This window comes from Hydrogenibacillus schlegelii (assembly GCF_001653195.1).
Classification (GTDB): Bacteria; Bacillota; Bacilli; order Thermicanales; family DSM-22653; genus Hydrogenibacillus; species Hydrogenibacillus schlegelii.
In genome coordinates this window covers 1-23,868 of record NZ_JXBB01000014.1, presented here as the reverse complement: position 1 = coordinate 23,868, position 23,868 = coordinate 1, and the positions used below count along the sequence as shown (strand labels likewise).

Sequence of the window (23,868 nt, the reverse complement as noted above, 5' to 3'; positions counted from 1 at the left end):
CCGTCGCAAGCAGGGCGGATCGGCGTCATCGTCGCCCGGGTGAAACGAGGCTGCCGGAAGTCGAAACGACTCAGGCGTCGCGCGGGTCGCAGACGTCGCGAGAGACTCAGGAGTCGAAGACACGGACGTCACGAGTGATGCGGGCGGCCGAGGCCGGCCGCCGAAATCGACGGGCGAAAAGGGGGAATGGCGCGATGGAGCGGCTGGAAGGGGCGGCGCTGGAGCGGGCCCGGGCGGCGCTCCGCCGGTGGGAAGGCCGGACGGCGTACGTGCACCTGGAGACGACGCAGGGGGCCTATGCCCGGCACCACCGGGGGGAGGCGCATCCGGTCGGCGGGCTGGTGCAGAACGCCCGCGTCGTCATCGAGCGGGCGTCTCTTTTCGGCCCCGGCCCGTACCGGCTCGGGCTGGTGACGGTCGACGGCTATGCCCTCGTCGAAGGGCTGACGCACTGGGAGGAGGCCGGCGGAGGGCCGAACGGTCGGCCGGAGGACGCTCTGGCGTTTTATGCCCTGCTTGCGGACGGAAAGCTCGCCGCCGCCTTCATCCTTTCGACGGCGCCGCGGGCGCTGGCCGGGCGGGCCCTCGTGGGGACGGAGGTGCTGGATCTCGCGGCGGCCGCCGAGGCGTCGGAACATCCGGCGCCGTTCGGCGGAACGGCGTCGGTGCCGGACGCCGGCTCGGGATCGCCCCCGCTCGGTCCGCCGGGCGCCACGGTCCTGTCGATTTTTCCGCATCCGGATGATGAGACGTTTGCCGCCGGGGCGACCCTGGCCCGGTGGGCGGCGTCCGGCGCCCGCGTGGTGGCGGTGACGCTCACGCTGGGCGAGCTCGGCCGGAGCCTGGGCGACCCGCCGTTTGCCACCCGTCTGACGCTTTCGGACGTGCGTCGACAGGAGCTTGCGGCGGCCCTCCGGGCCCTCGGCGTCGAGCGGATCGTCCTGATGCATCTGCACGACAAGACGGTGGAGTTCGTCGATCGGGAGGCCCTCGTCCGGCGCCTTCTGGAGACGATCGAAACGTATCGCCCGCAGACGATTGTGACTTACTATCCCGGGTATGCCGTGCATCCGGACCACGACGCCACCGGAGAGGCGGTCGTGGCGGCGGTGGCCCGCCTGCCGCGGGACCGCCGGCCGGCGGTCTACGGCGCGGCGTTTGCCCCGGGATGGGAGCGGCTCGGACCGCCGGATTACGTCGTCGAGGCCGGGGCGTTCTGGCCGAAGAAGCTGGCGGCCCTTCGGGCGCACGCGTCGCAGACGGGCGCCCTGTTCCGGGAGTACGAGGCGCTTTTGGCCGCCGGAGATCAGGCGGCAGAGGCGGCCTTCTTGGCCCGTTTTCGGGAAGAGCGCTTCTGGCGGGTGGATGTGGAGACAGGGCGGGATCCGTGATATGAGCGGCCGCTTCCGCCCGATCGGGGAAGGGAGGATCAGCGTTTCGCGGGGGACCGCTTGGCCTTCCTGCCGATGCGGCCGATGACGGCCGCCGAAGCGGCGAACAAGAGGCTAAAAAGCGCTCCGACTTTGGCCTCGGCCTGAAGCGCCCGGTCGTCGGGGAAGGCTGCTTCGGCCATGAACAGGGAGACGGTCAGTCCGCTGGCGGAGCTTAAGGCGATGACAAGCAGGCTGAAACGATCGAAGTCGACGGCGCGGAGCCACCCGATCGACTCGGTCAATCGTCCGGCCATGTAGATACCGGCCGTTTTGCCCACGAAAAGGGAAAGGGCGATGACGACAGACAAGGGCCCAAAGGTAGAGAACGGAACGCCGGCGTTGGCCAGGGCGAAGAGAAAGAGACCGTCGTCGACCGGGCCGGATACGGTGGATTCAAAACGGTGAAGCGGCGCCGATTTTTTTTCGTGATCGGCCGCCTGAGCATCGGACGCCCCGGCGGGCTGAGGAGCCGTCGGCAAAAACGGGACGATCGGCACGAGGGCAAGCGAGGGGTGAAGCCCGGCGCGATACAGTCCGTACCAGCTCAAGCCGCCGGCCAAAAAGACGGAGAGGGCCCACTGATTCGGAAGGACGCGGCGAAAGAGCCAGGCGAGGCCAACGGCGAAAAGGACGAAGGCGAGTGCCGGCAGGTGCAGCGGATGATCGGGATTGGAGTAGAAGAGCGCGATGATGAGCATGCTCACGATGTCGTCGCCGATCGCGACCAGCAGAAGAAAACTGATCGCCGGATGATGCGGTCCGAGCGCGAGGCGGGCGGCGAGCCAGGCGATGGCGATGTCCGTGGCGGTGACGATCCCAAAGCCGCGAATCCAGTCGGGATGACCGAGAAGGAGCGTCGTAAGGATGAACAAAAGCGCAGGAACGATGACGCCGAAGGCCATGGCCAGAAACGGGTTAAAAGCGTGAACGATGATGTCCCGCACGCCCCCGTAGCTTGCCAGGGTGGTGACGATGTGCGCCGTCACCAGGCCGAAGAAGAAGGCCATGAAGACGTCGTTCACCAGCCAGGCGAAGCTGGTGGGGCCGAGAAAAGGAACGGTAATCGACGGCTCCCGCATCCACGTCGAATAGGAGGAAGGGTCGATATGGACCCAGATCAGGGCGAGGACGAGGCCGGCCATCAGGGGAACGGCATTCGCCCGCAGTTTCAAATGAAAAGATCGAATACGGTATATATATACCATAAAAATCACCTCCACGTCCATTATACCCGATTTTGTGGCCACGATGCGACGCGCGTCGGGGATGGGGGGATCGCCGTTGACCGAACGTTGATGCGGCCGGGCTTTTGGTGGCTTGACAGGTGGGGATCAGACGGGTATATTGTGAATATAGATATACACAGAATCAGAGCGTGAACAGGATGAAGCGCGATGGACCCGCTGATGATCCGCATCGATCCGGAGGATCCGGCGCCGATCTACCAGCAGATCAAACGGCAGCTGAAGGAGCGCATTCTGAGCGGGTTATTGCCGCCGGGGACGCCGCTTCCGTCGATCCGGGGCCTCGCCGAGGCCCTTCGCGTGAGCGTGATCACGACGCGGCGGGTGTACCAGGAGCTGGAGGTCGAGGGCTGGATCCGGTCGGAGCAGGGAAGGGGGACGTTTGTCGCCGGCTATGACGAGGCGGCGCGGCGGGCGGACCGGCTGGCGCTTGCCCGGGAGGCGCTTCGGGAGGCGATCGAACGGAGCCGGCGCCTCGGCCTAACGGATGCGGAGATCGTTCGGTTGTTCGAAGCGGTGTTGAAGGCGCCCGACGTTTTGGGCGGGCAAGGCGAGCGGCCGGAGAACCGTCCGGAGAGCGGAGATCCGACCGGCGGCTCCGCTGGTTAAACATTTTTAGAGGGTCTAATCTGCAAACAGACTGAACTTTAAGGAGGAGAGACGGCGATGGCGCTTGCCGTTCAGGGGCTGAAAAAGTCGTTCGGCGCGGTGCGGGCGGTCGACGGGATCGACTTTGAGGCGCGTCCGGGGCGGATCTTCGGGCTCCTCGGGGCCAACGGGGCGGGCAAGACGACGACGCTCCGGATGATCCTCGGCCTCGTCGCGCCGGATGCCGGGAAGATCCGCTGGCAGGGGCGTCCGCTCGACGAGAAGACGCGCCGGGAGATCGGGTATCTTCCGGAGGAGCGAGGCCTCGACGAGCAGGCGAAGGTCGAGGAGGTGCTCGTTTACCTCGGGACGCTCAAAGGGCTTTCCCCGCGGGAGGCCCGCCGGCGGGCGGCGGCGTGGCTGGAGCGCTTCGGTCTCGGGGCGGCGCGGCGGCGGAAGGTGAAGACGCTCTCCAAAGGGAACCAGCAGAAGGTGCAGTTCATCGCGGCGGTGCTTCACGATCCGGCGCTCGTCATCTTCGATGAGCCGTTCAGCGGTTTCGACCCGGTCAATGTAGATCTCATCCGGGAGGAGATGCAGAACCTGAAAGCCCAGGGAAAGACGATCCTGCTTTCCAGCCACCGGATGGACCAGGTGGAAGCGCTCGTCGATGAGCTCATCCTCCTCCGAAGGGGCCGCATCGTCCGCCGGGGGACGGTGGCGGCGCTCCGGGCGGCGGTGCCGGTGATCAAATACGTGCTGGAATGGTTCGACGAGGCGGAGGCGCCGGACGAGGAGACGCCCGCCGCTCGAGCCGAATGGGCGCGGCGGGCGGAGGCGCTTCGGGTTCCCGGCGTGCGATCGATCGCGGCAGGCCGGCAGACCGTCGTAGAGGTCGAGGACGACGACGTCGCGCAGGTCGTGCTGAGAACGGCCCTTTCGCTGGGCCGGGTGCGGACGTTTGCGCGGCTGGAGCCGACGCTTCACGAGCTGTTCGTGGCTGCGATGCAGGAAGAATCATGATGCAGGTCGAAGAATGAAGGGGGCGGCGTGGGTGAGGGGGTTCGGGGCGGTTTTCCGGTTTTCATTTTCGTCGAAGCTGAAAAACCCGGCGTACTGGGCGTCGGTGGGGATGATCGTCGGGGCGGTGCTATTCTTTACGAATCTGGAGACGATCGTCCGCTATTTCGTCGATCGCCAGGGAGAGACGGTCATCGGAATCGGCGGGACGCCGGCGGACGTGCAGGCGGTTCTGTCTCTGGCCGGGGACCCGGAGATGCAAGCGATGCTCGAGCGGATGCACGTCCGCCTGCAGGCGACCTTCGGGCCGGCGGCTGAAGGCGGCAAGGCGGGGCGGGCGCCGGATGCCGCCGGTGGACGGGGGCCGGAAGCGGCCCTTGAGCCTGCCAAGGCCGCCGGCGAGGCGGGCGTCGCGTCGGGGGCGCTCGACGCGTACGTCGAGGTCCGCCTTTATCCGAGCGGGCGGATGACCGGGACGGTGCTCACGAAGACGGGAACGAACGCCTCGCTGAACGAACGGGTGACGGACGTCTTTCAGGCGCTTCAGCGGCGCCTCGCGGCCGAGCGGCTTGGCCTCGGGCCGGAGATGGTGTCGGCCCTCGTCGATCCGCCGCCGTTTACGTACCGGACCCTTCAGGGCGGTGAGGAAGACGCCCGCGAGCAGATGGGTCTGGCGATCGGAATGACTTACGTCATGGTGCTCCTGCTTTACCTTTTCATCGTCGGTGGAGCGGGTTCGCTGGTGATGGAGCTCATCCGGGAAAAGTCGAGCCGGTTCATCGAGCTGGTGCTTCCGAGCGTGTCGCCGCTTGCGTACATGTGGGCCAAAATTTTGGCGATGCTCGGCGTGTTCGTCGTGCAGTACGCGGCGGCGGGGCTCATTCTGTACGGCGTCTCTCGGAGGGGAACCGTCACGCTCTTCGGCGATTCGTTTGACCTGTCCAAGATGCCGCTCGATCTTCTGGGCTATGCGCTTCTTCTGTTCGTACTGGGGTATTTGTTCTACGCCGCCATTTTCGCCGCCGTGGGGTCGATGATCGCCCGGGTGGAAGAGGCGAATACGGCGACGACGCCGGTAACGCTTTTGTTCGTGCTGGCCTTCATCATCGCGATGTGGGCGCTTCGGATGCCGGATGCGTCTTTCGTCCGCGTCCTTTCCTGGCTGCCGCCCTTTACGCCGCTTCTTCTGTTCGTGCGCATCGCGCTGGGGAGCGTGGCCGGGTGGGAGATCGCCGGGATCGTCGGGCTCCTCGCGCTTTCGGCGGCCGCGCTGCTGGCGTTTGCCGGCCGGCTATTCCGGCGGATGATCTTAAGCTATGAACCGTGGAGCTGGCGGCGGTTCTGGCAGGCGATGCGCGGGGAAGCAAGCGTCTAACAGACGGGTCGCAAAAGGAAAGGAGAGGTGAACTTCCATCGGGCGAGAAACTCCAATCGAACGAGAAAGGCGGGCAAGGCGCAGGGCGGAAAGTGCGGAACGTGGCGGGCGGGACGAACCGAACGGCGCCGGCCCGGCGGAGGGACCGGGGCCGACCGACGAACGGTCGCGGATCGCTTCGCTCGATCTTCTCCGGGGCATCGCCGTCTTCGGCATCGTCCTGGCGAACATGCCGTCGTTTTGGGGGCCGGAGCTTTTCATGCCGTCCGGCGACGTCCGGACGCCGCTCGATCGGGCGCTTCGGATCGGGCTCGATCTGTTCGTGGAGAATCGATTTTATCCGCTCTTTTCGTTTTTGTTCGGCCTTGGATTTTATCTTTTCATGAAACGGGCGCGGGACAAAGGGGCGCCGGCCGAGGCGCTGGCGCTCCGACGGTTTTTCTGGTTGCTGGGGTTCGGCGCGGTCCATCTGGCCTTTTTCTGGTTCGGAGATATTCTGCACACCTATGCGCTGGGCGGTTTGGCGCTCCTTCTGTTCGAACGGCTTTCGCCTCGGGCGCTCTGGCGCTGGGCGCTCGGAGGACTCGTCGCCGGGGCGCTTTTGTTCGGCCTGCCGGCCCTTCAGCTTCTGTCGGTCGAAGCCGGGGACGATCCGCGCCTCGCCGAAGAGGCGGCTTTCGATCTCGCCGACCCGGAGACGGCGGCGGCGGCGATCGACGTCTATCGGCGGGGGGACGTTTGGTCGTGGCTTCGGTTTCGCTGGAGGACGGAGCTTCCGCTCGTGCTCGGATCCGAAGGGTTGGCGCTCGTTCAGGTTTTGCCGTTTATGCTCGTCGGGCTCGCCTTCGGCAAGCTCGGGGTGGCCGAACGGCCGGCGGCGCACCGGGCGCTTCTGAACCGAGGGCTCCGGTGGGCGCTCGTCGTGTGGCTGCCGCTTTTTTTGCTTTTGCTCTGGCGACGCCTCGGCGTTTCGGCCGTCGGACCGACGGTCGAAGACTGGGCGCTCGTGCTTCTGACCGGCTGGGCGATGAGCTTTGTCTACGGGCTCGTTTTCTTTCGGTGGGTGCCGCCGGCGCTTCCGGCCTGGACGGCGCCGATCGTCGCCGTCGGCCGGATGGCGTTTACGAATTACATCCTGCAGACGGTTCTTGCCGTCGGTTTGATGCGGCTTTTTCGGTTGTACGGAGCGACGACGCTCGCGGAGGAGCTTTGGGCGGCGGGGGCGATTTACGGCGTCAACGTCGCGGTGAGCCGCTTCTGGCTCCGGCGGTATCGCTTCGGTCCGCTGGAGTGGCTCTGGCGGATGGGGACGTACGGGCGATGGATTCCGCTTCGGCGATAGCCCGCCCCGCTCCGGACGGAGCCCGCTTCCGGCCGGGGATGCACCGGCGCGCGCCCGCCCCGGCGACGAAGACGGGGCGGCATCCGGAAGATCGAACCCACGGCAGGACAAACATACGTTCAATTGACATTCCGCGGCGGATCCGATACACTGCCTCTATGTGTTGAATACATCGGCGGGATGAAAAAGCAGAAGCCCCGCGCTTCTCACCTTGCGGCGTTCGCCGGCAAGGTCATCGACCACCACCGCTTTGTTCCGCCGGAGCCTAAGCTGCGGAAGGACGGACGCAGGACGGAAGGACGCGATCGTCGGAGGCGTCGAATCCGGCGCCTTAAGGTCTGAGGCGGATCGTCGCCGAAGCGCCCGGAAGCGGCGGGCGCCGATCCGCTCTGGGCCGATGGCGAACCGTCCCGGGTCTGCGTTGGATCCGGCCGGGTCGGGCGGAAGGAAGCGAACGGCAGAGGGTGAGCGCGTGGGGTCACGCGCTTTTTTTCATACCGCGGAGAGCGCCGGCCCCGGGTCGGGGGGACGGTGCGGTTCGGACGCATGGCTCGGGTCGCGCGCCTCGGCGGGTCGGGCGTCTCGACGGGTCGCGCTTCGGGGCATCGGAGGCGAGCGATCTGAAGCGCCGGCGCCGACCCATCATCGGTGATGGAGGTGGCTTCGATTAGCAAAACGAACCGTGACATTCAGGTGAACGAGGCGATCCGCGCGCGGGAAGTGCGCCTCATCGACGTCGACGGGCGGCAGATCGGCATCGTGCCGCTCCGGGAGGCGCTCCGCCTGGCGCGGGAGAAAAACCTCGACCTCGTCAACATCGCGCCCCAGGCCTCGCCGCCGGTGTGCCGGATCATGGATTACGGCAAATATAAATTTGAGCAGAGCAAAAAAGAGCGGGAGGCCCGGAAAAAGCAAAAGGTCATCACGATCAAGGAAGTCCGCTTCAGCCCGACGATCGAGGAACACGACTTCAACACGAAGCTCCGGCATGTGATTAAATTTCTCCAGGAAGGCGATAAGGTGAAATGCTCGCTCCGCTTCCGCGGACGGCAGATCACCCACGCCGAAATCGGCGCCGAAGTCATGCAGCGGGTGATCGAAGGCACGAAAGACATCGCCGTCGTCGAGCGTCCGCCGCTCTTGGAAGGCCGGAGCCTGATCATGATCCTTGCGCCGAAGGCGGAAAAGCCGGAGAAAGGCGAGCGAAAAGACGCGACGCCTCGGGCCGAGCGCTGAGGGCGGGCCGCCGATGGCGGCCGCCCGACGTGCGGAGGGGCCGCGGCCGCCGTCGGGCTTCTTGGGGCGGAGGAACGACGGCCGACACCGGATGGACGGGGGAAGGCCGAGGGCCGGCTTCCGGCGGCGGAAGGCCGTCGACCGAGGCGGCGCGGGCGTCATTCCCGCCTGACCGACGGCCGCCCGGACGGGGGCGCTCGGAGTGAAGAGAACCGAAGGAGGACCGAACGATGCCGAAGATGAAGACCCATCGCGGCGCGGCAAAGCGCTTTAAGAAGACCGGAAGCGGCAAGCTCATCAAATACCGCGCCAACAAAAGCCACCTCCTCACGCACAAAAACGCCAAGCGGAAGCGGCGCCTGCGCGGGGAGAGCGTGCTCAAGATCGGCGACTACAAGCGGACGATCCGCCTGCTGCCGTACTGAGCTTCTGAGCGGATGACCGTCCGCCGGGGGTTCGTCGGATCGCCGGCAATGGCAAGGACGGCTCCCGGGACGGTTGGGTCGCCCTCGAGAGAGGTTTCAACCGGAGACGGCACGGACCCGTCGAACCGGCGCGGAAAAAAGGTGCGCTCAAAAAGGAGGAGTCGACCGTGGCACGGGTCAAAAATTCGCCGGTCACCCGCCGGCGGCGGAAGAAGATCTTAAAGCTCGCCAAAGGGTATTTCGGCGCCAAGCATGCCCTTTACCGCACCGCCAAGCAGCAGGTGTGGAAATCCCTCGTCTACGCGTATCGGGACCGGCGGCAGCGGAAGCGGGACTTCCGGCGGCTCTGGATCGTCCGCATCAACGCCGCCGCCCGAATGAACGGTCTTTCGTACAACAAGTTCATGTACGGCCTCAAGCAGGCGGGCGTGGCGATCAACCGGAAGATGCTCGCGGAGCTCGCCGTTCGGGATGCCGAGAGCTTCAAGCGGCTCGTCGACGTGGCCAAGCAGCATCTGAACGCGCAAGCCTGAGGCGAAAGCCGATCGGGCAGTCCGGGGCAGGGCGGATGAAAAACGCCCTGCCTTTTTTCGCCGTTTTTCAGTTTTGTCCTTTCACATATTGTGCTATAATCGTACCGGTCGTTTCAAACCGCAAGACGCCGTTTCTTCTCAAAAACCGAAGGGCCGATCCGATTACCCGAGCAAAGGAGCGGAGAAGATGGACTATCGTCCGGGGCTCGAAGGGGTCATCGCCGCCGAGACGGCCATTTCGTTCCTGGACGTCGATCACGAAGAGATCGTCGTCCGCGGCTACAACCTGCTCGATCTGGCCCGGGAGAAAACGTACGTCGACGTCGCCGCCCTCCTCATCGACGGGGCGCTCCCGGATGAGGCGCGGCGAAGCGAGCTGGAGCGGACGCTCGTCGCCGAAAGCCGGGTACCGGAGGCGATCTGGACGATTCTCCGGGCGCTCCCGCCGTCGATGCACGCCATGGACCGCCTCCGGACGGCGGTGTCGGCCCTCGCCGGATTTGACCCGGAGGTGGACGACCACTCGCCGGAGGCGAACCGCCGGAAGGGGATCCGGGCGCTGGCGAAGATCGCCACCGTCGTCGCCAACCTGCACCACATCGCCGAGGGCCGGCCGCCGGCGGAACCGAACCCCGGCCGCGGTTTCGTGGAAAACATGCTGACGATGATCGTCGGCCGGAACGTGACGCCGGCGGAAGTGCGGGCGTTCGACATCTCGCTCATCGCATACAGTGAGCACGAAATGCCGAACTCGACGTTCACCGCCCGGGTCATCGCCTCGACGATGAGCGACCTCTACGGGGCGCTCACCGGCGCCGTCGCCTCGCTGAAGGGGCCGCTCCACGGCGGCGCGAACGAAGCGGTCATGCACATGATGCTCGAAGCCGGGACGCCGGAGGGGATGGAGGCGCTCATCCTGAACAAGCTCGCCGCCAAGGAGCGGATCATGGGTTTCGGCCACCGGGTGTACATGAAGAAGATGGACCCCCGGGCCGCTCTGCTCAAAGAGACGCTCCGGACGCTCGTCGACGCCGGGGCCGACGGGAGGTGGCTCGCGATGGGCGAGGTCGGCGAAGCGGTGATGCAACGGGAAAAGGGCCTCTACCCGAACCTCGACTACTACGCCGCGCCGGTCTACTACGTCCTCGGCATTCCGATCGAGCTCTACACGCCGATCTTCTTCGCCGCCCGAACGGCGGGCCTCGTCGCCCACGTCGTCGAGCAGCATGCGGCCAACCGGCTCTTTCGGCCGCGGGTTCGTTACACCGGCCCGCGGGGGCTCAAGCCCACAAGGTGACGCGGGGGCTCAAGCCCGCAAGGTGAAAGGTTCAAATCCGGACGGTGCACCCTGACCGTTCGCCCGTCCCGGCCGCCGCCCCGGCGCGTCGGCGGCTGGGCGATCGGGGGCCTTCTCAGCCGATCGAAGTCGAGCATCACGGAAAAGCGACCGGCCATGCCGGCCGAAGCGGGAAAGGAGCGGTAGGTGTGACGTCAGGGTCGCCGAAGAACGAGCGATCGTTCGACCGGCTCATCGTCGAGATCGCCGATTATGCCAAAAACGCCAGCATCGAAAGCCCCCTCGCCTACGAGACGGCCCGCTATGCCTTGGCCGACGCCCTCGCCTCGGGCCTTTACGCCCTCGCCTATCCGGAGGCGACGAAGATGATCGGGCCGGTCGTCCCGGGAGCGACGCTTCCCGGCGGCGCCCGGGTGCCGGGGACGCCGTACGAGCTCGATCCGGTGACGGCGGCGTTCAGCATCGGCACGATGATCCGCTGGCTCGACTACAACGACACGTGGCTCGCCGCCGAATGGGGGCACCCGTCGGACAACCTCGGCGCCATCCTCGCCGTTGCCGACTACGAAAGCCGCCGCCGGCGGGCGCTCGGCGAGGCGCCGCTTACGGTCCGGGATGTGCTGACGGCGATGATCAAGGCCTACGAGATCCAGGGCGTGCTGGCGCTGGAGAACAGCTTGAACCGCGTCGGCATCGACCACGTCCACTTCGTCAAGGTCGCCTCGACCGCCGTCGCCGGGGCGCTCCTCGATCTCACCCGGGAAGAGATTCAAAACGCCGTCTCGAACGCCTGGATCGACGGGGCGGCGCTCCGGACGTACCGGCATTTCCCGAACACCGGCTCCCGGAAGTCGTGGGCGGCCGGCGACGCGACGAGCCGGGCGGTCCGGCTCGCCCTGTGGGCGCAAAAGGGCGAGATGGGTTACCCGACGGCGCTTTCGGCGCCGACGTGGGGCTTCGAAGCGGTCGTCCTCAAGGGCAAACCCCTCACCCTCGCCCGGCCGTTCGGAAGCTACGTCATGGAAAACATCCTCTTTAAGATCAGCTTCCCGGCGGAGTTCCACGGCCAGACGGCCGTTGAAGCGGCGCTCAAGCTCCATCCGCAGGTCAAAGACCGGCTGGACGAGATCGACCGCATCGTCATCACGACGCAGGAACCGGCGGTCCGCATCATCGACAAAAAGGGCCCGCTCCACAACCCGGCGGACCGGGACCACTGCATCCAGTACATGACCGCCGTGGCGCTCATCTACGGGGACCTCACGAGCGACCACTACGAGGAGCCGATCGCCCTCGACCCGCGGATCGACCGGCTGCGGGCCGTGACGGACGTCGTCGAAGACCCGGCCTACACCGAGGCGTATTACGATCCGGAGCGGCGGGCGATCCCGAACGCGGTGCAGGTCTTCTTCAAAGACGGCTCCGCGACGGAGAAGGTGGAAGTCTTCTATCCGATCGGCCACCGCCGCCGCCGGGAGGAAGGGATTCCGCTTCTCCTCGAGAAGTTCGAGCGAGCGCTCAAGAGCCGCTACCCGGCGAAAAAGGCGGCGACGATCTACCGCCTGTTCGCCGAGGATCCGGCCTTCCCCGACTGGGACGTCGACCGGCTGATGACGCTTCTTGCGGAGTGACGGCCGATCGAGACGATGAAAAGGCCCGGCCGGGGCGATCCGCGGCCGGGCGGATCCGTGAAAGGAGGGACGGAGATGGCGTGGTTTACCGAGCGGGGAACGCCGCAGCCGGAGCTCGCGGCGGCGTTTCGCCGCCTCGTCGAGGCGAAGGAGATCCTCATCCTCCCCGGCGCGCCGGACGCCCTCGCGGCGCGGCTGGCCCGGGCCGCCGGCGCGCGGGCGCTCTACCTTTCCGGCGCCGCCTACACCGCCAGCCGGGCGCTCCCCGACCTCGGTCTGGTGACGTCGGCGGAGGTGGCGGAACGGGCCCGGGACATCGTCCGGGCGACGGATCTGCCGCTTCTCGTCGACGTCGACACCGGCTTCGGCGGCGCGCTGAACGCCGTCCGGACGGCCCGAGAAATGGTCGAAGCCCGGGTCGCGGCGATTCAGATCGAGGATCAGGTGCTGCCGAAAAAATGCGGGCACTTAAACGGCAAGGCCCTCGTCGATCCGGAGGAGATGGCCCAGAAGGTCCGGGCGATCAAAGAAGTCGAACCGACGCTCTACGTCGTCGCCCGGACGGACGCCTACGCCGTCGAGGGGCTCGAGCGGGCCCTCGAGCGGGCGCGGCTTTACGTCGAGGCGGGCGCCGACGCGATCTTCCCCGAGGCGCTTCCGGACGAAGCGGCGTTTCGGGCGTTCCGGAAAGGGATCGATGCGCCGCTTCTCGCCAACATGACGGAGTTCGGGAAGACGCCGTACTACACGGCGGCCCAGTTCGAGGCATGGGGCTACCAGATGGTCCTCTTCCCGGTCACGGCGCTCCGGATGGCGGCGAAGGCGTACGAGAGAACGTACCGGACGCTCATGGCCGAAGGGACGCAGACGGCCCTCCTTCCGGAGATGCAGACGCGCAAAGAGCTGTATGAGACGATCGACTACTTTGCCTACGAGGCGCTCGACGCGAAGATCGCGAAAACCGTTCTGGAGGGATCGGGGCGGGCGCCGTTTTGAAAGGCCTCCCGCCCTCCGGCCGCTTTCGAAAGCGGGGCCGGGCGTCGCCGCGTCGAATGAAGACGTAATGCAGACGTATGAAAAGAAAAACACCGCCGCCTTCGAGGGCAGCGTTTTTCTTGCCGTTGGCGGGTTCCTTCCGCCTCGGGCGTATCCCCTGGGGCGGTTTGGTGCCGGCCGACGACCGTGATACAATCAGACCGCCGCGATCCAATCCGACCGCGGATTACGCAAGCTTGCCGGCGATCTTTTCCAGGACCGCCTTCCGTTCGACGTCATCGCTCGCCTGCCAGAGGAGCTCGAACAAAAAGCCGAGGCCGGGAAGGGTTTTTTCTTCCTGAGCGTCGATGGCGTCTTCGATGATCGCCCGGAGCCGGTCCGGCTTGATCCCGTGGAGTTTTTGCTCGAGGGCTTGGCGGATGTCGATGTCGCGATGGGTGATGGCCACGGGGACGCCCCCTTTCGCACGATCTTGCGGCCTTCTTCGCCGCGCCTCTTTTAACGTTTCCCGGCGGCCGGCGCTTATGCGCCGCCGAAAGACGAACGGAGGAAGGAGGGAGACGCATGGCCGGACGGTCGCGGCCGGAAGCGGCGGTGATTGCGTCGCCCCACAACCCCCGGATCCAGGCGTGGGCCCGGTTGAAGATGCCCCGGGAGCGCCGGCGGTCTGGGCGCTTTCTCGTCGAGGGGCCGCACCTCGTGGCGGAAGCGCTCCACGATCCGGGGCTTGAGGCGGTGCTGGTGGCGGCGGACCGGGCGGAAGCGCCGCCTCTTCGCTCCATCGTCGAAGCGGTCGAAGCGCTGCGGGCCGCCGGTCGGCCGATCTCCCTCGTCCGACTCGGCGCCGCGGCGGTGCGGCGGCTGGCCGAGACGGAGACGCCGCAGGGGATTTTCGCCGTCGTCCGGCTGCCGTCTCCGGAAGGGGCTTGGTCGGCGATCGTCGACCGGGCGCCTTTCATCCTCGTCCTCGACGGGGTGAGCGACCCGGGGAACGTCGGCACGCTTCTTCGCTCGGCGGACGCTTTCGGCGCCGGCGGCGTCATCGTCGGGCCGGGGAGCGCCGACCCGTGGAGCGGGAAGGTGCTCCGAAGCGCCCAGGGGGCGCATTTTCACCTGCCGATCTGCACGCTGGCGCCGGAGGGGTCGGGCGGTTCGGCCTATCCGGCCGGGGCGGAAGATCCGTGCGGTGCGGTCGGTCTATCCGAAGCAGACACGTCGGAGGCGACGTCCGTCCGGGCCGCCGCCTCCGGGTTGACGGCCGCCCTCGAAGCGCTTCGGCGACGGGGCGTGCAGATTCTGGCCACCCATCCCCGAGACGGGATCGACATCGAGGCCGTGCGTCCGGCCGGACGATTCGCCCTCGTCATCGGCAACGAAGCCCGCGGCGTGTCGCCGGCGGCGCTCCGCCTTTCGGATCAAAACGTCCGCATCATGCAGTGGGGGCGGGCCGAGTCGCTGAACGCCGCCGTCGCCGGGAGCATCCTGCTCTACGTCCTTGGCCGCCATCGGGCCCGCTTCTTAAGCGGCGAGGGGATGGGGCGATGAGGGCGGCTTTTCGTTTCGTCCGGCAGGGACTCGGCATCGTCGTCGGAACGTTCCTCGTCGCGGTGGCGCTCAAACTTCTCCTCATCCCGTTCCGGATGATCGACGGCGGGACGGTGGGGCTTTCGATCATCGCCCATCACCTCACCCGCTCGCCCCTCGGGCCGTGGATCGTCCTGTTTATCTTCCCGTTTCTCTGGCTTGGCTACCGGGAGATCGGCAAGACGTTCGTCTTTTCCACCCTCGGCGCCAACCTGCTCCTCGCCGGCTGGGTGACGCTCCTCGATCGGGTGCCGCCGATGGTCGACAGCGCGTTTCTGGCGACGGTGTTCGGCGGCGTCCTCCTCGGCGCCGGCGTCGGTTTGGTCCTGCGGAGCGGCGGATCGCTCGACGGGACGGAGATCGTGGCCATCGTGCTGAACGAGCGGACGGATTTTTCCGTCGGCGAAATCGTCATGTTTTTTAACCTGTTCGTCTTCACGACCGCGGCGTTCGTCTTTTCTTTGGAGAGCGCCATGTATTCGTTGATCGCCTATTACGTCGCCTATCGCGTCATCGACATCGTGCTCACCGGTCTTGAGGAGATGAAGTCGGTCGTCATCATCTCCGATCGGGCGGAGGCGATCGGGGAGGCAATCATCGCCCGGCTCGGGCGCGGGGTGACGTATCTCACCGGCGTCGGCGGCTACAGCAAGGAGGAAAAAAAGCTCCTCTACTGCGTGGTGACGCGCCTCGAGGTGACGAAGCTTAAGTCGATCGTCCAGGACCTGGACCCGGCCGCGTTTGTCATCTTTGAAAACGTCCACGACGTGCTCGGCGGTCGGTTCAACAAGCGGGCGATTCATTGACCGGAGGACGTCGAAGGACGGCCGGCGGGGTTTGACGGCGCCGCCGGCGGCGGCTATAATGAGGGACAGCCGAACGGGCGGGACGCCCGCCGCTCCGGACGGATGCGGCCGGCCGGGATGACAATCGGATGCGGGATGCGAGGATGAAGCCACGTGTCCGGAAGGCCGCCTGCCAGGGAGAAGGGGTCGGCGACTGAAAGCCCCTTTCAGGCGGGCGCCGGGCATTTCCCTTCGGAGCACCGGCGGTGAACGGCGCCCGTCGTCCGCCGCGCCGACGAAAGCCATCGGCCGGTTTTCGATGCGTCCGGCCGATCGGGTCGCCTAAAGCGGCGCAGCCACGCGGCGTCCCAGTAGCCGTCGGCGGCGGTAAGCCGCCGTTATCGCCAAGGAAGGCCGGAGCGGGCCGGAACGCTTTTGGTTTTCGGGCGCCGACCGGCGAAGAAGGGTGGTACCGCGGACCGATCCGCCCCTTTTGGGGGCGGATTTTTTATTGAGACGCCTCGAAGGGAGGACGACGATGGTGGAGGACGATCGCCCGATGGCGCCCAAGGAGCGGGCGAGAGGCAAGGAAGCGTCGGAGGAAAGGCTGAAGGAGCGGTCCCTCGAGGAAGAAAAGGCGGCGCTTTCGACGCTGGCCGAAGCGGGCCGACGCCGAATTGCGGCGGCAATGACGCCGGAGGCGCTGGAGGCCGTTCGGGTGCAGCTGTTCGGGAAAAAAGGGGAGCTCGCCCGCTTTCAGGCCGTGCTTCGGTCCCTTCCGCCGGAGGCACGGCCGGCGTTCGGCCAGGCGCTGAACGCCGCCCGCTCGGCCCTCGAAGCGGCGTACGGGGAGCGGAAGGCGGCCCTCGAGGCGGCGGCCCTCGAGGCCCGGCTCGCCGCGGAGGCGATCGACGTGACGCTCCCCGGCGAGCCGCTCGCGCCGGGGGCCCGGCATCCGCTGTCGCTCATCATCGAGGAGATCGAGGAGATCTTCGTCAGCATGGGGTACCGCGTCGCCGAAGGGCCGGACGTGGAGTGGGACCGGTATAATTTTGAGATGCTCAACATTCCGAAGGACCACCCGGCGCGGGAGATGCAGGACAGTTTCTACCTGACGGAGGAGATGCTCCTTCGGACGCACACGTCGCCGGTGCAGGTGCGGGAGATGCTCAAGATGGGCGGGAAGACGCCGCTTAAGATCATCTGTCCCGGCAACGTCTACCGACGGGATACGGACGACGCGACCCATTCGCACATGTTCACCCAGGTGGAGGGGCTCGTCGTCGGCGAGGGCGTGCGGATGAGCGACCTCAAGGGGACGCTGGAGACGTTTGCCCGAAGGCTGTTCGGCGAAGGGACGAAGATCCGCCTCCGGCCGAGCTATTTTCCGTTTACGGAGCCGAGCGCCGAGGTGGACGTCACGTGTCACGCCTGCGGCGGTGCCGGCTGCCGGGTGTGCAAGGGGACCGGCTGGCTGGAGGTGCTCGGCGCCGGCATGGTGCACCCGAAGGTGCTCGAGGCGGGCGGTTACGATCCGGAGCGGGTGAGCGGCTTTGCTTTCGGCCTCGGGGTGGAGCGGATCGCGATGATCAAATTCGGCGTCGACGACATCCGGCAGTTTTACCTGAACGACGCTCGGGTGCTCCGGCCGTTTGCCGCCGATCTCGCCGGCCCACCGCTTGCGACGGCGGAGGCGGGCGTTCCGGCGGGCGGGCGGACGGCGCCGGAAGAAACCGGTGCGGGGCCGGCGGCGTCCGGCCTCGAGTGAACCCTGAATTGAACCGTGAGGCGAGGACACGGCAGGATGAAGGAGGAGGGGCGCGGTGCGGGTTTCGTGGGCGTGGCTTTCGGACTGGATCGATCTTTCCGGCGTGACGCCGGAGGAGCTGGCGGAGCGGCTCACCGCCGCCGGCGTGGCGGTGGAGGCGGTCCACCGGCGCAATCCGGGGGTCGCCGGGGTCGTCGTCGGCCGGGTGGTGGACGTCCGGCCGCATCCGGAGGCGGACCGGTTGAAGATCGCCGTCGTCGAAACCGCCGCCGGCGGCCCGACGCGCGTCGTCGTCACCGGCGCGCCGAACGTCGCGGTCGGCGGCCGGTACCCGTACGCGACGGTCGGCGCCCGGCTGCCCGGCGGGGTGGAGATCCGGCCGCAGGCGTTTCGGGGGGTGACGTCGGAGGGGATGCTCTGCTCGGCGGAGGAGCTCGGGCTGGAGACCCCGCTCCTTCCGCCGGAGGCCCGGGAGGGGCTCTACCGGCTGCCGGATGAGGCGCCCCTCGGGGCGGACGTCGTCTCGCTCCTCGGCCTCGACGACGTCGTGCTGGAGCTGGATCTGACGCCGAACCGGGCCGACTGCCTGTCGATCGTCGGCGTCGCCCGGGAGGTGGCGGCGCTTCTGGATCGGCCGCTTCGGGCGACGGAGGTGGAACGGGCGCCGGAACCCGGTGAAGGCGGATCGCCTTCGCCGACGACCGGGGCGGCGTTTTCCGTCGCCGTCCTCGATCCGGCCCTCGCCCCGCTTTACCTCGGGCAGGTGGTCGACGGGCTTTCCGTCCGGCCGTCGCCGCTCTGGCTGCAAAACCGGCTGCTGGCCGCCGGCATCCGGCCGATCAACACCGTCGTCGACGTGACGAACTACGTCATGCTCGAATACGGCCAGCCGCTTCACGCTTTCGACGCCGACCGCGTCGGGACGGGGCGGATCGTCGTCCGCCGGGCGACGGCCGGCGAGACGCTCGTCACCCTGGACGGCCGGGAGCGCGCGCTTTCGCCGGACGATCTCGTTATCACCGACGGGGCGCGGCCGATCGGCCTCGCCGGGGTGATGGGCGGGGAGAACACCGAGGTGGTGCCGTCGACGCGGCGGGTGTTTTTGGAATCGGCTCTGTTCGACGGGACGGCGATCCGCCGGACGGCGATCCGGTTCGACCTCCGCTCCGAGGCGAGCCGCCGGTTCGAAAAAGGGGTCGATCCGGAGCGGGTGGAGCTCGCGCTTCGGCGGGCGACGGCGCTTCTCGGCCGTCTCGCCGGCGGCCGGCCGGTCGGCGGCATCGTCGGCGTGCGGGACGAGGCGGCGCTCCGGCGGTACCGCCCGCGGACGGTGCGGCTTTCTCTCGAACGGCTGAACCGCCACCTCGGCACCGCCCTCGACCGGGCGGCGGTGGAGGACGTTTTCCGGCGGCTTCAGTTTTCGACGGCGGTCGAGGAGGGGCCGGCGGGGCCGGTGTTCCGGGTGACGGTGCCGACCCGGCGGATGGATGTGGCGCTTCAAGAAGACTTGATCGAAGAGGTGGCCCGTCTCATCGGCTACGACCGGATTCCGAGCACCGTCCCGCATCTTTCGGAGACGGTCGGCGGGCGAACGTCCCGGCGGGAGGCGGAGCGGGCGATCGCCCGGCTGCTTCAGGGGCTGGGGCTTTCGGAGGCCCGGACGTACGTCCTCGTCGACGGGGAGACCGTCCGGCGGTTTCCGATCTTTGACGCCGAGGACGGACGCGTTGGGGCCGGCGTCGGGGCCTCGGGCGGCGGCGAGACCGGCGCCGGCGGCCAGAGGAGCGGTGCGGAGGCGCTGGCGGTGCTTCAGCCGATGCACGAAGGACGAACGCACCTCCGGCGTTCGCTCCTCCCGGGGCTTTTGGAGGTGGCGGCCCACAACCGCCGCCATCAGGTGGAAAGCGGCCGTTTCTTTGAAATCGGCAAGGTGTTTCACCCGCGGGGCTCCGGCGCGCTTCCGGCGGAGCCGGTGCATGTGGCGGCGCTCTGGTTCGGCCTCAGGCCGAAGGCGGTCGCTTCCGGTTCCGCGGTGGCCGGCCGGGGCGGAGCGTATGATTTTTACGCCGCCAAGGGGGCGGTCGAGGCGATTCTGGAGCGGTTCGGCATCGCGGCCCGGTTTGTGCCGGCGGCGCTTCCCGGCCTGCACCCCGGCCGAACGGCCCGGATCGAGGCGGACGGCGCCGTCCTCGGGTGGGTCGGGGAGCTTCACCCGGCGGCGGCGAAGGCGTACGAGCTCAGCCGCCCGGTCGCCTTTGAGCTTTCCCTCGACCGGCTCCTCGCCCGCCGGCGCCCGGCGATCGCCTACGGCGCGCCGCCCCGGTATCCGGGCGTGCGGCGGGATGTGAGCTTCTGGATCGATCGGGCGGTGCCTCATGAAGCGGTGCTCGAGACGATCCGCCGGGCGGCCGCCGGGGGGCCGGCGCCGCTGGAGGAGGCGGCGCTGTTCGACGTCTACGAGGGGCCCGGAGCGCCGGAAGGGCGGCGGTCTTTGGCCTATGCTTTGGTTTTCCGCCATCCGGAGCGGACGCTCGCGGAGGCGGACGTCGACGAAAGCGTCCGGGCGATCGTGGCGGCGGTCGAGGCGGCGCACGGCGCCCGCCTGCGGGGCGAGGGGCCTGAGCAGGGGAAAGCCTAAGAGGCGGCATCGGCCGCGGGGCGCGGGATCCATCCGGTCGCAGGAAAAGCCGGCGTCGGTTGACGCCGGCTTTTGTTTGGCTTACGCTGTAGGGAGAGACGGTAGGGGGAACGCGCGGTGAAGGAGCCGATTTCCACGCAGGTGTCGATCTTCGGCGAGACGTACATGCTCAAGGGGACGGCGCCGCCGGAACACCTCCGGCGGGTCGCGGAGTATGTCGACGCCAAGATGAAGGAGATCGCGCGGCGAAACGACCGCCTCGATCATAAGAAAACCGCGGTGCTGGCCGCCTTGAACATCGCCGACGAGCTCATGCGCCTGGAGCGGGAGCGGACGGAAGTGGCGGAAGGGCTGGCGGCCGCCCGGGCGCTCGTGCGGGAACGGGAGCAGGACGTCCGTCGGCTGGAGGCGGAACTCGATGAAGCCCGCCGGGAGCGGGAGGCGCTCGCCCGGCAGGAGGCCGAACTGCGGAAGGAGCGGGATGAACTGCGAACGGCGCTCGAGGCGCTCGCGCGGGAACGGGAGGAACTCCGGCGGGAACGGGCCGACCTCTTGCGCGAAAACGAAGCGCTCAGGCACGAGCGGACGGAACTCTTGCGCGAGCGGGACGAGCTTCGGCGCGAGCGGGACGAGCTTCGGCGCGAGCGGGACGAGCTTCGGCGCGAGCGGGACGAGCTTTTTCTTTTGCTCGATGAAACGAGCGCGCCGCGGGAGGCGGCGCCGGCCCGCATCATCCGTCGGGAGAATACGGGTTCAGGTGGATGAGCACTTCCCGGATGCGGTCGTCGGCGGCCATGAGGGCCGCCTTGATCTTCCGGCCGAGGTCGTGCCCTTCCTGAACCGTAAAATGGGACGGGACGCTTAAGCGGACGTCGAGGAGGATGTAGTGGCCGTGCTCCCGGGCCCGGATGCGGTCGATCCGTTTGACGTCCGGGAAGCGGGCAATGATCGACCGGTAGATGTCGAGCGCCTGCGGGTCGACGGAGCGTTCCATCAGGATGTGAACCGCTTCGACCATCATCCGCCAGGCGATGCGGACGATGAAGGCGGCGACGATGAGCCCGCCGATCGGGTCGGCATAGGCCAGCCCGGGGACGCCGAACTGCCCGCCGGCGACGGCGAAGAGGACGCCGAAGAGGGCGGCGAGGGAGGCGGCGATGTCCGTTTGGTGATCGTAGGCGATCGCCTCGATCGCCTTGCTCCGGAGCCTGCGGGCGACGTGCAGCGAATAGCGAAAGAGCGCCCACTTCAGGGCAAACGAGGCGGCGGCGACCCAGGCCGCCACCGGATCCGGAGGGTGACCCGTTCCCTGAAGGAGCGTCTGACCGGCCTCGACGACGATGAAGGCGGCGATGATGAAAAGAAGCAGGCCGACGACGCCGGAGGTGACGACCTCCGCCTTGCCGTGGCCGTACGGGTGGTCGTCGTCGGCCGGCTTGTTGGCGTATCCGATGACCCCGAGCACAACGACGGAGGCAAACAGATCCGCCGCATTATGGAGTCCGTCGGCGAAAAGAGCCTCGCTGGCGGCCCGGAGGCCGACGGCGATCTTTCCGACGGTGAGAAACAGGTTGGCGATGACGCTCAGCCACGCCGCCCGGCGCTCGCCGGAGAGCCGTTTGGCGTCGAGCGACATGGCGCATCCCTCCGTTCGTCCGCTTGGGGACGGCGGGTTTTTTTCTTTTGCTATTATACGGTGCCGGCACCGGGCATGCAAATTTTGGTAGAAGGAAAAAGTGTTGTTGTCGTCGGAAGGGTCATGTTATAATCGGTTCAATGTGGATGACTTAGGAAGGGACGACGATGCGACCGAAGGGGATGCTCACGCGCCAGCGAAAATTGATCTTGGACATCGTCCGGGAAAGCGACGACCATCCGAGCGCCGCCGACGTCATCGACCGGCTGCGGGAGAAGGGGATCGTCGTCGCCTACGGGACGGTGTACAATTCCCTCCGCTACTTGAGCGAACACGGCTACATCCGGGAAATTCACGCCGGGGACGGCGTGGCGCGTTACGACGGGCGGATGGACGCCCATTACCACATCCGCTGCCGGATCTGCAATCGGTTGGAGGAAGTGCACGCTCCTGCGCCGCCGGAGTGGCTCCGGCGCGTCGCCCAGGAGACGGGTTTTGACATCGGCGAGGGGGGCATTTTGCTCGAAGGCATCTGTGCCGACTGCCGGAAGAAAGAAGCGTCGGCCGTCGTCGTCCGGGCCGACGAGGACGAGGCATAAAGGGGCGGGCCTGGCGGTGGACGACGAAAGGCGCCAGGTGGTTCCGTGGACGATCATCGCCGCCGTCGATCGCCGGGGGGCGATCGGCCGGGGCGGGCGGCTGCCGTGGCACCTGCCGGACGATCTCCGGCATTTTCGCGAGACGACGTGGGGCCACCCGGTGATCATGGGCCGCCGAACGTACGAAAGCCTCGGGCGGCCGCTTCCGGGGCGGGAGAACGTCGTCCTGAGCCGTCGCCTTCGTCCGGAAGACGTCCCCCCGGAAGTCCACCTTTTTTCGTCCCCGGACGCGGTCCTCACGGCGTACGGCGGCCGGCCGGCGTTCGTCATCGGCGGGGCGGAGATGTTCGCCCTTTTTTTGCCGGTCGTCCGGCGGCTTCTCCTGACCTCCGTCGCCGCCGACGTCGGCGGCGATGTTTTCTTTCCGCCGTGGCGGCGGGAGGCGTGGCGGAAGGTGTCGGCGGTGTTTCACCCGGCCGACGGCCGCCACGCCTACCCGTTCGTCATCGAGACGTACGAGCGAACCGGCGGCGGGCGCTGAGGGCGGCGAGGACGAGGACGGTCGGGGCGACCAGGGTCCAGAGGACGTGGACGACCGGGTGGGCGAAGAAAGGCCGAAGGAGCGGATCGTCGGCGATCATGCCGAAGGCCGTCCACTCGATCACCCAGGCGCCGAGGGCGATCAGAACGGGAAAGCGGTCGATCAGCCGGAGGATGAGCCCGCTTCCGGCGATCATGATCGGAATGCTGATGAGAAGCCCGAGGACGACGAGGAAGACGTCGTGCCGGGCGGCGCCGGCGACGGCGAGGACGTTGTCCAGGCTCATCACCGTATCCGCCAGGGCGATCGTCCGGATGGCGGACCAGAGGTCCGGGGCGGCGTCGTGGTCGCCCCCTTTCCGCTTGCCGCCGAGGAGTTTCAGCCCGATTCCGATGAGGAGCGCCCCGCCGACCGCAAGAAGAAGGGGGATTCGAAGAAGGTAGACGACGCCGGCGGTGGCCAGGGCCCGGATGACGACGGCGGCGGCGGTGCCGAAGAGGACGGCACGTCGCCTTTGCCCGGGCGGAAGTTCGCGGGCCGCCAGGGCGATGACGAGGGCGTTGTCTCCGGCGAGGACGAGGTCGATGACGATGATCGCTCCGAGGGCGAGCCAGAAATCGGCGATGGGCAATCGACATTCCTCCCTTATGGATAAGGTCATAATGGATAAGGACATAAAAATCGCCTCTGCCGAGCGGCAGAGGCGATTTTTGCACCGGTCAGGGGAAGCCCGGGCGAGCCTTTGCCGGCGCGGCGCCGGATCAGGTCTCGCCTGCGGATCCGAAGGCGTCCGCCGACCGGCCGGGGCTTCCGCCCGTCTTGACGGCCGGCCTGCCCGGCGGGGCGCGCCGGGAGGCTACTCCCCTGTCGCTTTTCGAAGGAAAACGGCGGTCATCGAACGCGGCGTTCGGCGTTCAGATCGACGGCCCATCGGAAGTATAAAAATCCCGGCCGGCCTTGTCAAGCGCGGCCGGCCGGGGCATTCCGATGGGTTCGATTTCAGACGCATCCGAAACGGGCCTCCTCTGGGCTCACGCTGCTGCCTCAGGCGTTTAAAAAGGGGCGTCGATGCGTTCAAGGCCGTCACGCGTTCATGGCCGTCACGCGTTCAAAAGGCGTCGATCCGATCGAAGTCGTTCCGCGTTGAGCGGGGCGTCGACGCGGCCGAGGGCCTGCTTGAGCTCGGCGTAGCCGCCG

At 67.5% G+C, this 23,868-nt stretch carries 22 protein-coding genes; 18 read left to right on the top strand and 4 right to left on the bottom strand.

Going from position 1 to position 23,868, the window contains the following annotated elements; translation table 11 throughout:
* Positions 1-194: 194 nt before the first annotated feature.
* Entirely contained in the window at positions 195-1,391 is a 1,197-nt protein-coding gene (gene bshB2 / locus SA87_RS12600) for a bacillithiol biosynthesis deacetylase BshB2 (RefSeq protein WP_169816914.1), read from the top strand.
* Between the two features lie 38 nt (positions 1,392-1,429).
* Here bshB2 and SA87_RS05730 read toward each other — a convergent pair whose 3' ends face one another.
* Positions 1,430-2,638 carry a Na+/H+ antiporter NhaA gene (locus SA87_RS05730; protein ID WP_066200544.1) on the bottom strand — a complete coding sequence of 403 codons (1,209 nt, stop codon included), beginning with the start codon at positions 2,636-2,638 and terminating at the stop codon, positions 1,430-1,432.
* 189 nt (positions 2,639-2,827) lie between these two features.
* Between SA87_RS05730 and SA87_RS05725 the strand changes: the two genes are divergently transcribed.
* The 10 genes from SA87_RS05725 (at position 2,828) to prpB (ending at position 13,120) form a co-directional block, all read left to right on the top strand.
* Positions 2,828-3,286: a GntR family transcriptional regulator gene (locus SA87_RS05725; RefSeq protein WP_066200509.1), complete on the top strand. Its 459-nt coding sequence runs from the start codon at positions 2,828-2,830 to the stop codon at positions 3,284-3,286.
* Between the two features lie 57 nt (positions 3,287-3,343).
* Positions 3,344-4,288, top strand: coding sequence for an ABC transporter ATP-binding protein (locus SA87_RS05720; protein WP_066200505.1), 945 nt, complete (start codon positions 3,344-3,346; stop codon positions 4,286-4,288).
* Positions 4,289-4,319: 31 nt separating this feature from the next.
* Positions 4,320-5,660, top strand: coding sequence for an ABC transporter permease (locus SA87_RS05715; RefSeq protein ID WP_066442148.1), 1,341 nt, complete (start codon positions 4,320-4,322; stop codon positions 5,658-5,660).
* Between the two features lie 229 nt (positions 5,661-5,889).
* Positions 5,890-7,002, top strand: a complete 1,113-nt coding sequence (locus SA87_RS05710) for a DUF418 domain-containing protein (protein WP_066442145.1) — start codon at positions 5,890-5,892, stop codon at positions 7,000-7,002.
* A gap of 651 nt (positions 7,003-7,653) precedes the next feature.
* Complete coding sequence (infC, locus tag SA87_RS05705) at positions 7,654-8,238, top strand: translation initiation factor IF-3 (RefSeq protein WP_066200495.1); 585 nt, start codon at positions 7,654-7,656, stop codon at positions 8,236-8,238.
* 230 nt (positions 8,239-8,468) lie between these two features.
* A complete protein-coding gene (gene rpmI / locus SA87_RS05700) occupies positions 8,469-8,663 on the top strand; it encodes a 50S ribosomal protein L35 (RefSeq protein ID WP_066200492.1) in 195 nt (64 codons plus the stop codon).
* Between the two features lie 167 nt (positions 8,664-8,830).
* Positions 8,831-9,196 (top strand): 50S ribosomal protein L20, encoded by a 366-nt coding sequence (rplT, locus tag SA87_RS05695; RefSeq protein WP_066200490.1) that lies wholly within the window; start codon positions 8,831-8,833, stop codon positions 9,194-9,196.
* A gap of 187 nt (positions 9,197-9,383) precedes the next feature.
* Positions 9,384-10,493, top strand: coding sequence for a citrate synthase (gene mmgD, locus SA87_RS05690; RefSeq protein ID WP_066200487.1), 1,110 nt, complete (start codon positions 9,384-9,386; stop codon positions 10,491-10,493).
* A 188-nt stretch (positions 10,494-10,681) separates the two neighbouring features.
* The gene (locus SA87_RS05685; protein WP_066200484.1) at positions 10,682-12,124 is read left to right on the top strand and encodes a bifunctional 2-methylcitrate dehydratase/aconitate hydratase; all 1,443 of its coding nucleotides are present in this window, start codon (positions 10,682-10,684) and stop codon (positions 12,122-12,124) included.
* A 75-nt stretch (positions 12,125-12,199) separates the two neighbouring features.
* The gene (gene prpB / locus SA87_RS05680; protein WP_066200482.1) at positions 12,200-13,120 is read left to right on the top strand and encodes a methylisocitrate lyase; all 921 of its coding nucleotides are present in this window, start codon (positions 12,200-12,202) and stop codon (positions 13,118-13,120) included.
* 226 nt (positions 13,121-13,346) lie between these two features.
* Here prpB and sspI read toward each other — a convergent pair whose 3' ends face one another.
* Complete coding sequence (gene sspI / locus SA87_RS05675) at positions 13,347-13,568, bottom strand: small acid-soluble spore protein SspI (protein WP_156423652.1); 222 nt, start codon at positions 13,566-13,568, stop codon at positions 13,347-13,349.
* A 116-nt stretch (positions 13,569-13,684) separates the two neighbouring features.
* On the opposite strand from sspI, the gene SA87_RS05670 reads away from it, so the two are divergent.
* The 5 genes from SA87_RS05670 (at position 13,685) to SA87_RS13690 (ending at position 20,660) form a co-directional block, all read left to right on the top strand.
* Entirely contained in the window at positions 13,685-14,665 is a 981-nt protein-coding gene (locus tag SA87_RS05670; protein ID WP_066200480.1) for a TrmH family RNA methyltransferase, read from the top strand.
* Entirely contained in the window at positions 14,662-15,510 is an 849-nt protein-coding gene (locus SA87_RS05665) for a YitT family protein (protein WP_066200477.1), read from the top strand. Before SA87_RS05670 ends, SA87_RS05665 begins: the two co-directional genes overlap by 4 nt.
* A gap of 667 nt (positions 15,511-16,177) precedes the next feature.
* On the top strand, positions 16,178-17,257 hold the full coding sequence (gene pheS, locus SA87_RS05660; RefSeq protein WP_211258103.1) for a phenylalanine--tRNA ligase subunit alpha: 1,080 nt from the start codon (positions 16,178-16,180) through the stop codon (positions 17,255-17,257).
* A gap of 55 nt (positions 17,258-17,312) precedes the next feature.
* On the top strand, positions 17,313-19,895 hold the full coding sequence (pheT, locus tag SA87_RS05655) for a phenylalanine--tRNA ligase subunit beta (protein WP_066200472.1): 2,583 nt from the start codon (positions 17,313-17,315) through the stop codon (positions 19,893-19,895).
* Positions 19,896-20,012: 117 nt separating this feature from the next.
* The gene (locus tag SA87_RS13690) at positions 20,013-20,660 is read left to right on the top strand and encodes a cell division protein ZapA (RefSeq protein ID WP_211258101.1); all 648 of its coding nucleotides are present in this window, start codon (positions 20,013-20,015) and stop codon (positions 20,658-20,660) included.
* Here the strand turns inward: SA87_RS13690 and SA87_RS05645 are convergent.
* On the bottom strand, positions 20,626-21,531 hold the full coding sequence (locus tag SA87_RS05645) for a cation diffusion facilitator family transporter (RefSeq protein WP_066200468.1): 906 nt from the start codon (positions 21,529-21,531) through the stop codon (positions 20,626-20,628). The two genes, SA87_RS13690 and SA87_RS05645, sit on opposite strands and share 35 nt — an antisense overlap.
* A 182-nt stretch (positions 21,532-21,713) precedes the next feature.
* Here SA87_RS05645 and SA87_RS05640 point away from each other — a divergent pair, with 182 nt between their 5' ends.
* Together SA87_RS05640 and SA87_RS05635 are read left to right on the top strand one after the other, a co-directional pair.
* Positions 21,714-22,130, top strand: a complete 417-nt coding sequence (locus SA87_RS05640; protein WP_245637663.1) for a Fur family transcriptional regulator — start codon at positions 21,714-21,716, stop codon at positions 22,128-22,130.
* A gap of 16 nt (positions 22,131-22,146) precedes the next feature.
* The gene (locus SA87_RS05635) at positions 22,147-22,671 is read left to right on the top strand and encodes a dihydrofolate reductase (protein WP_211264170.1); all 525 of its coding nucleotides are present in this window, start codon (positions 22,147-22,149) and stop codon (positions 22,669-22,671) included.
* Here SA87_RS05635 and SA87_RS05630 read toward each other — a convergent pair.
* Positions 22,634-23,302 (bottom strand): TerC family protein, encoded by a 669-nt coding sequence (locus SA87_RS05630; protein WP_245637662.1) that lies wholly within the window; start codon positions 23,300-23,302, stop codon positions 22,634-22,636. The two genes, SA87_RS05635 and SA87_RS05630, sit on opposite strands and share 38 nt — an antisense overlap.
* Between the last annotated feature and the right edge of the window lie 566 nt (positions 23,303-23,868).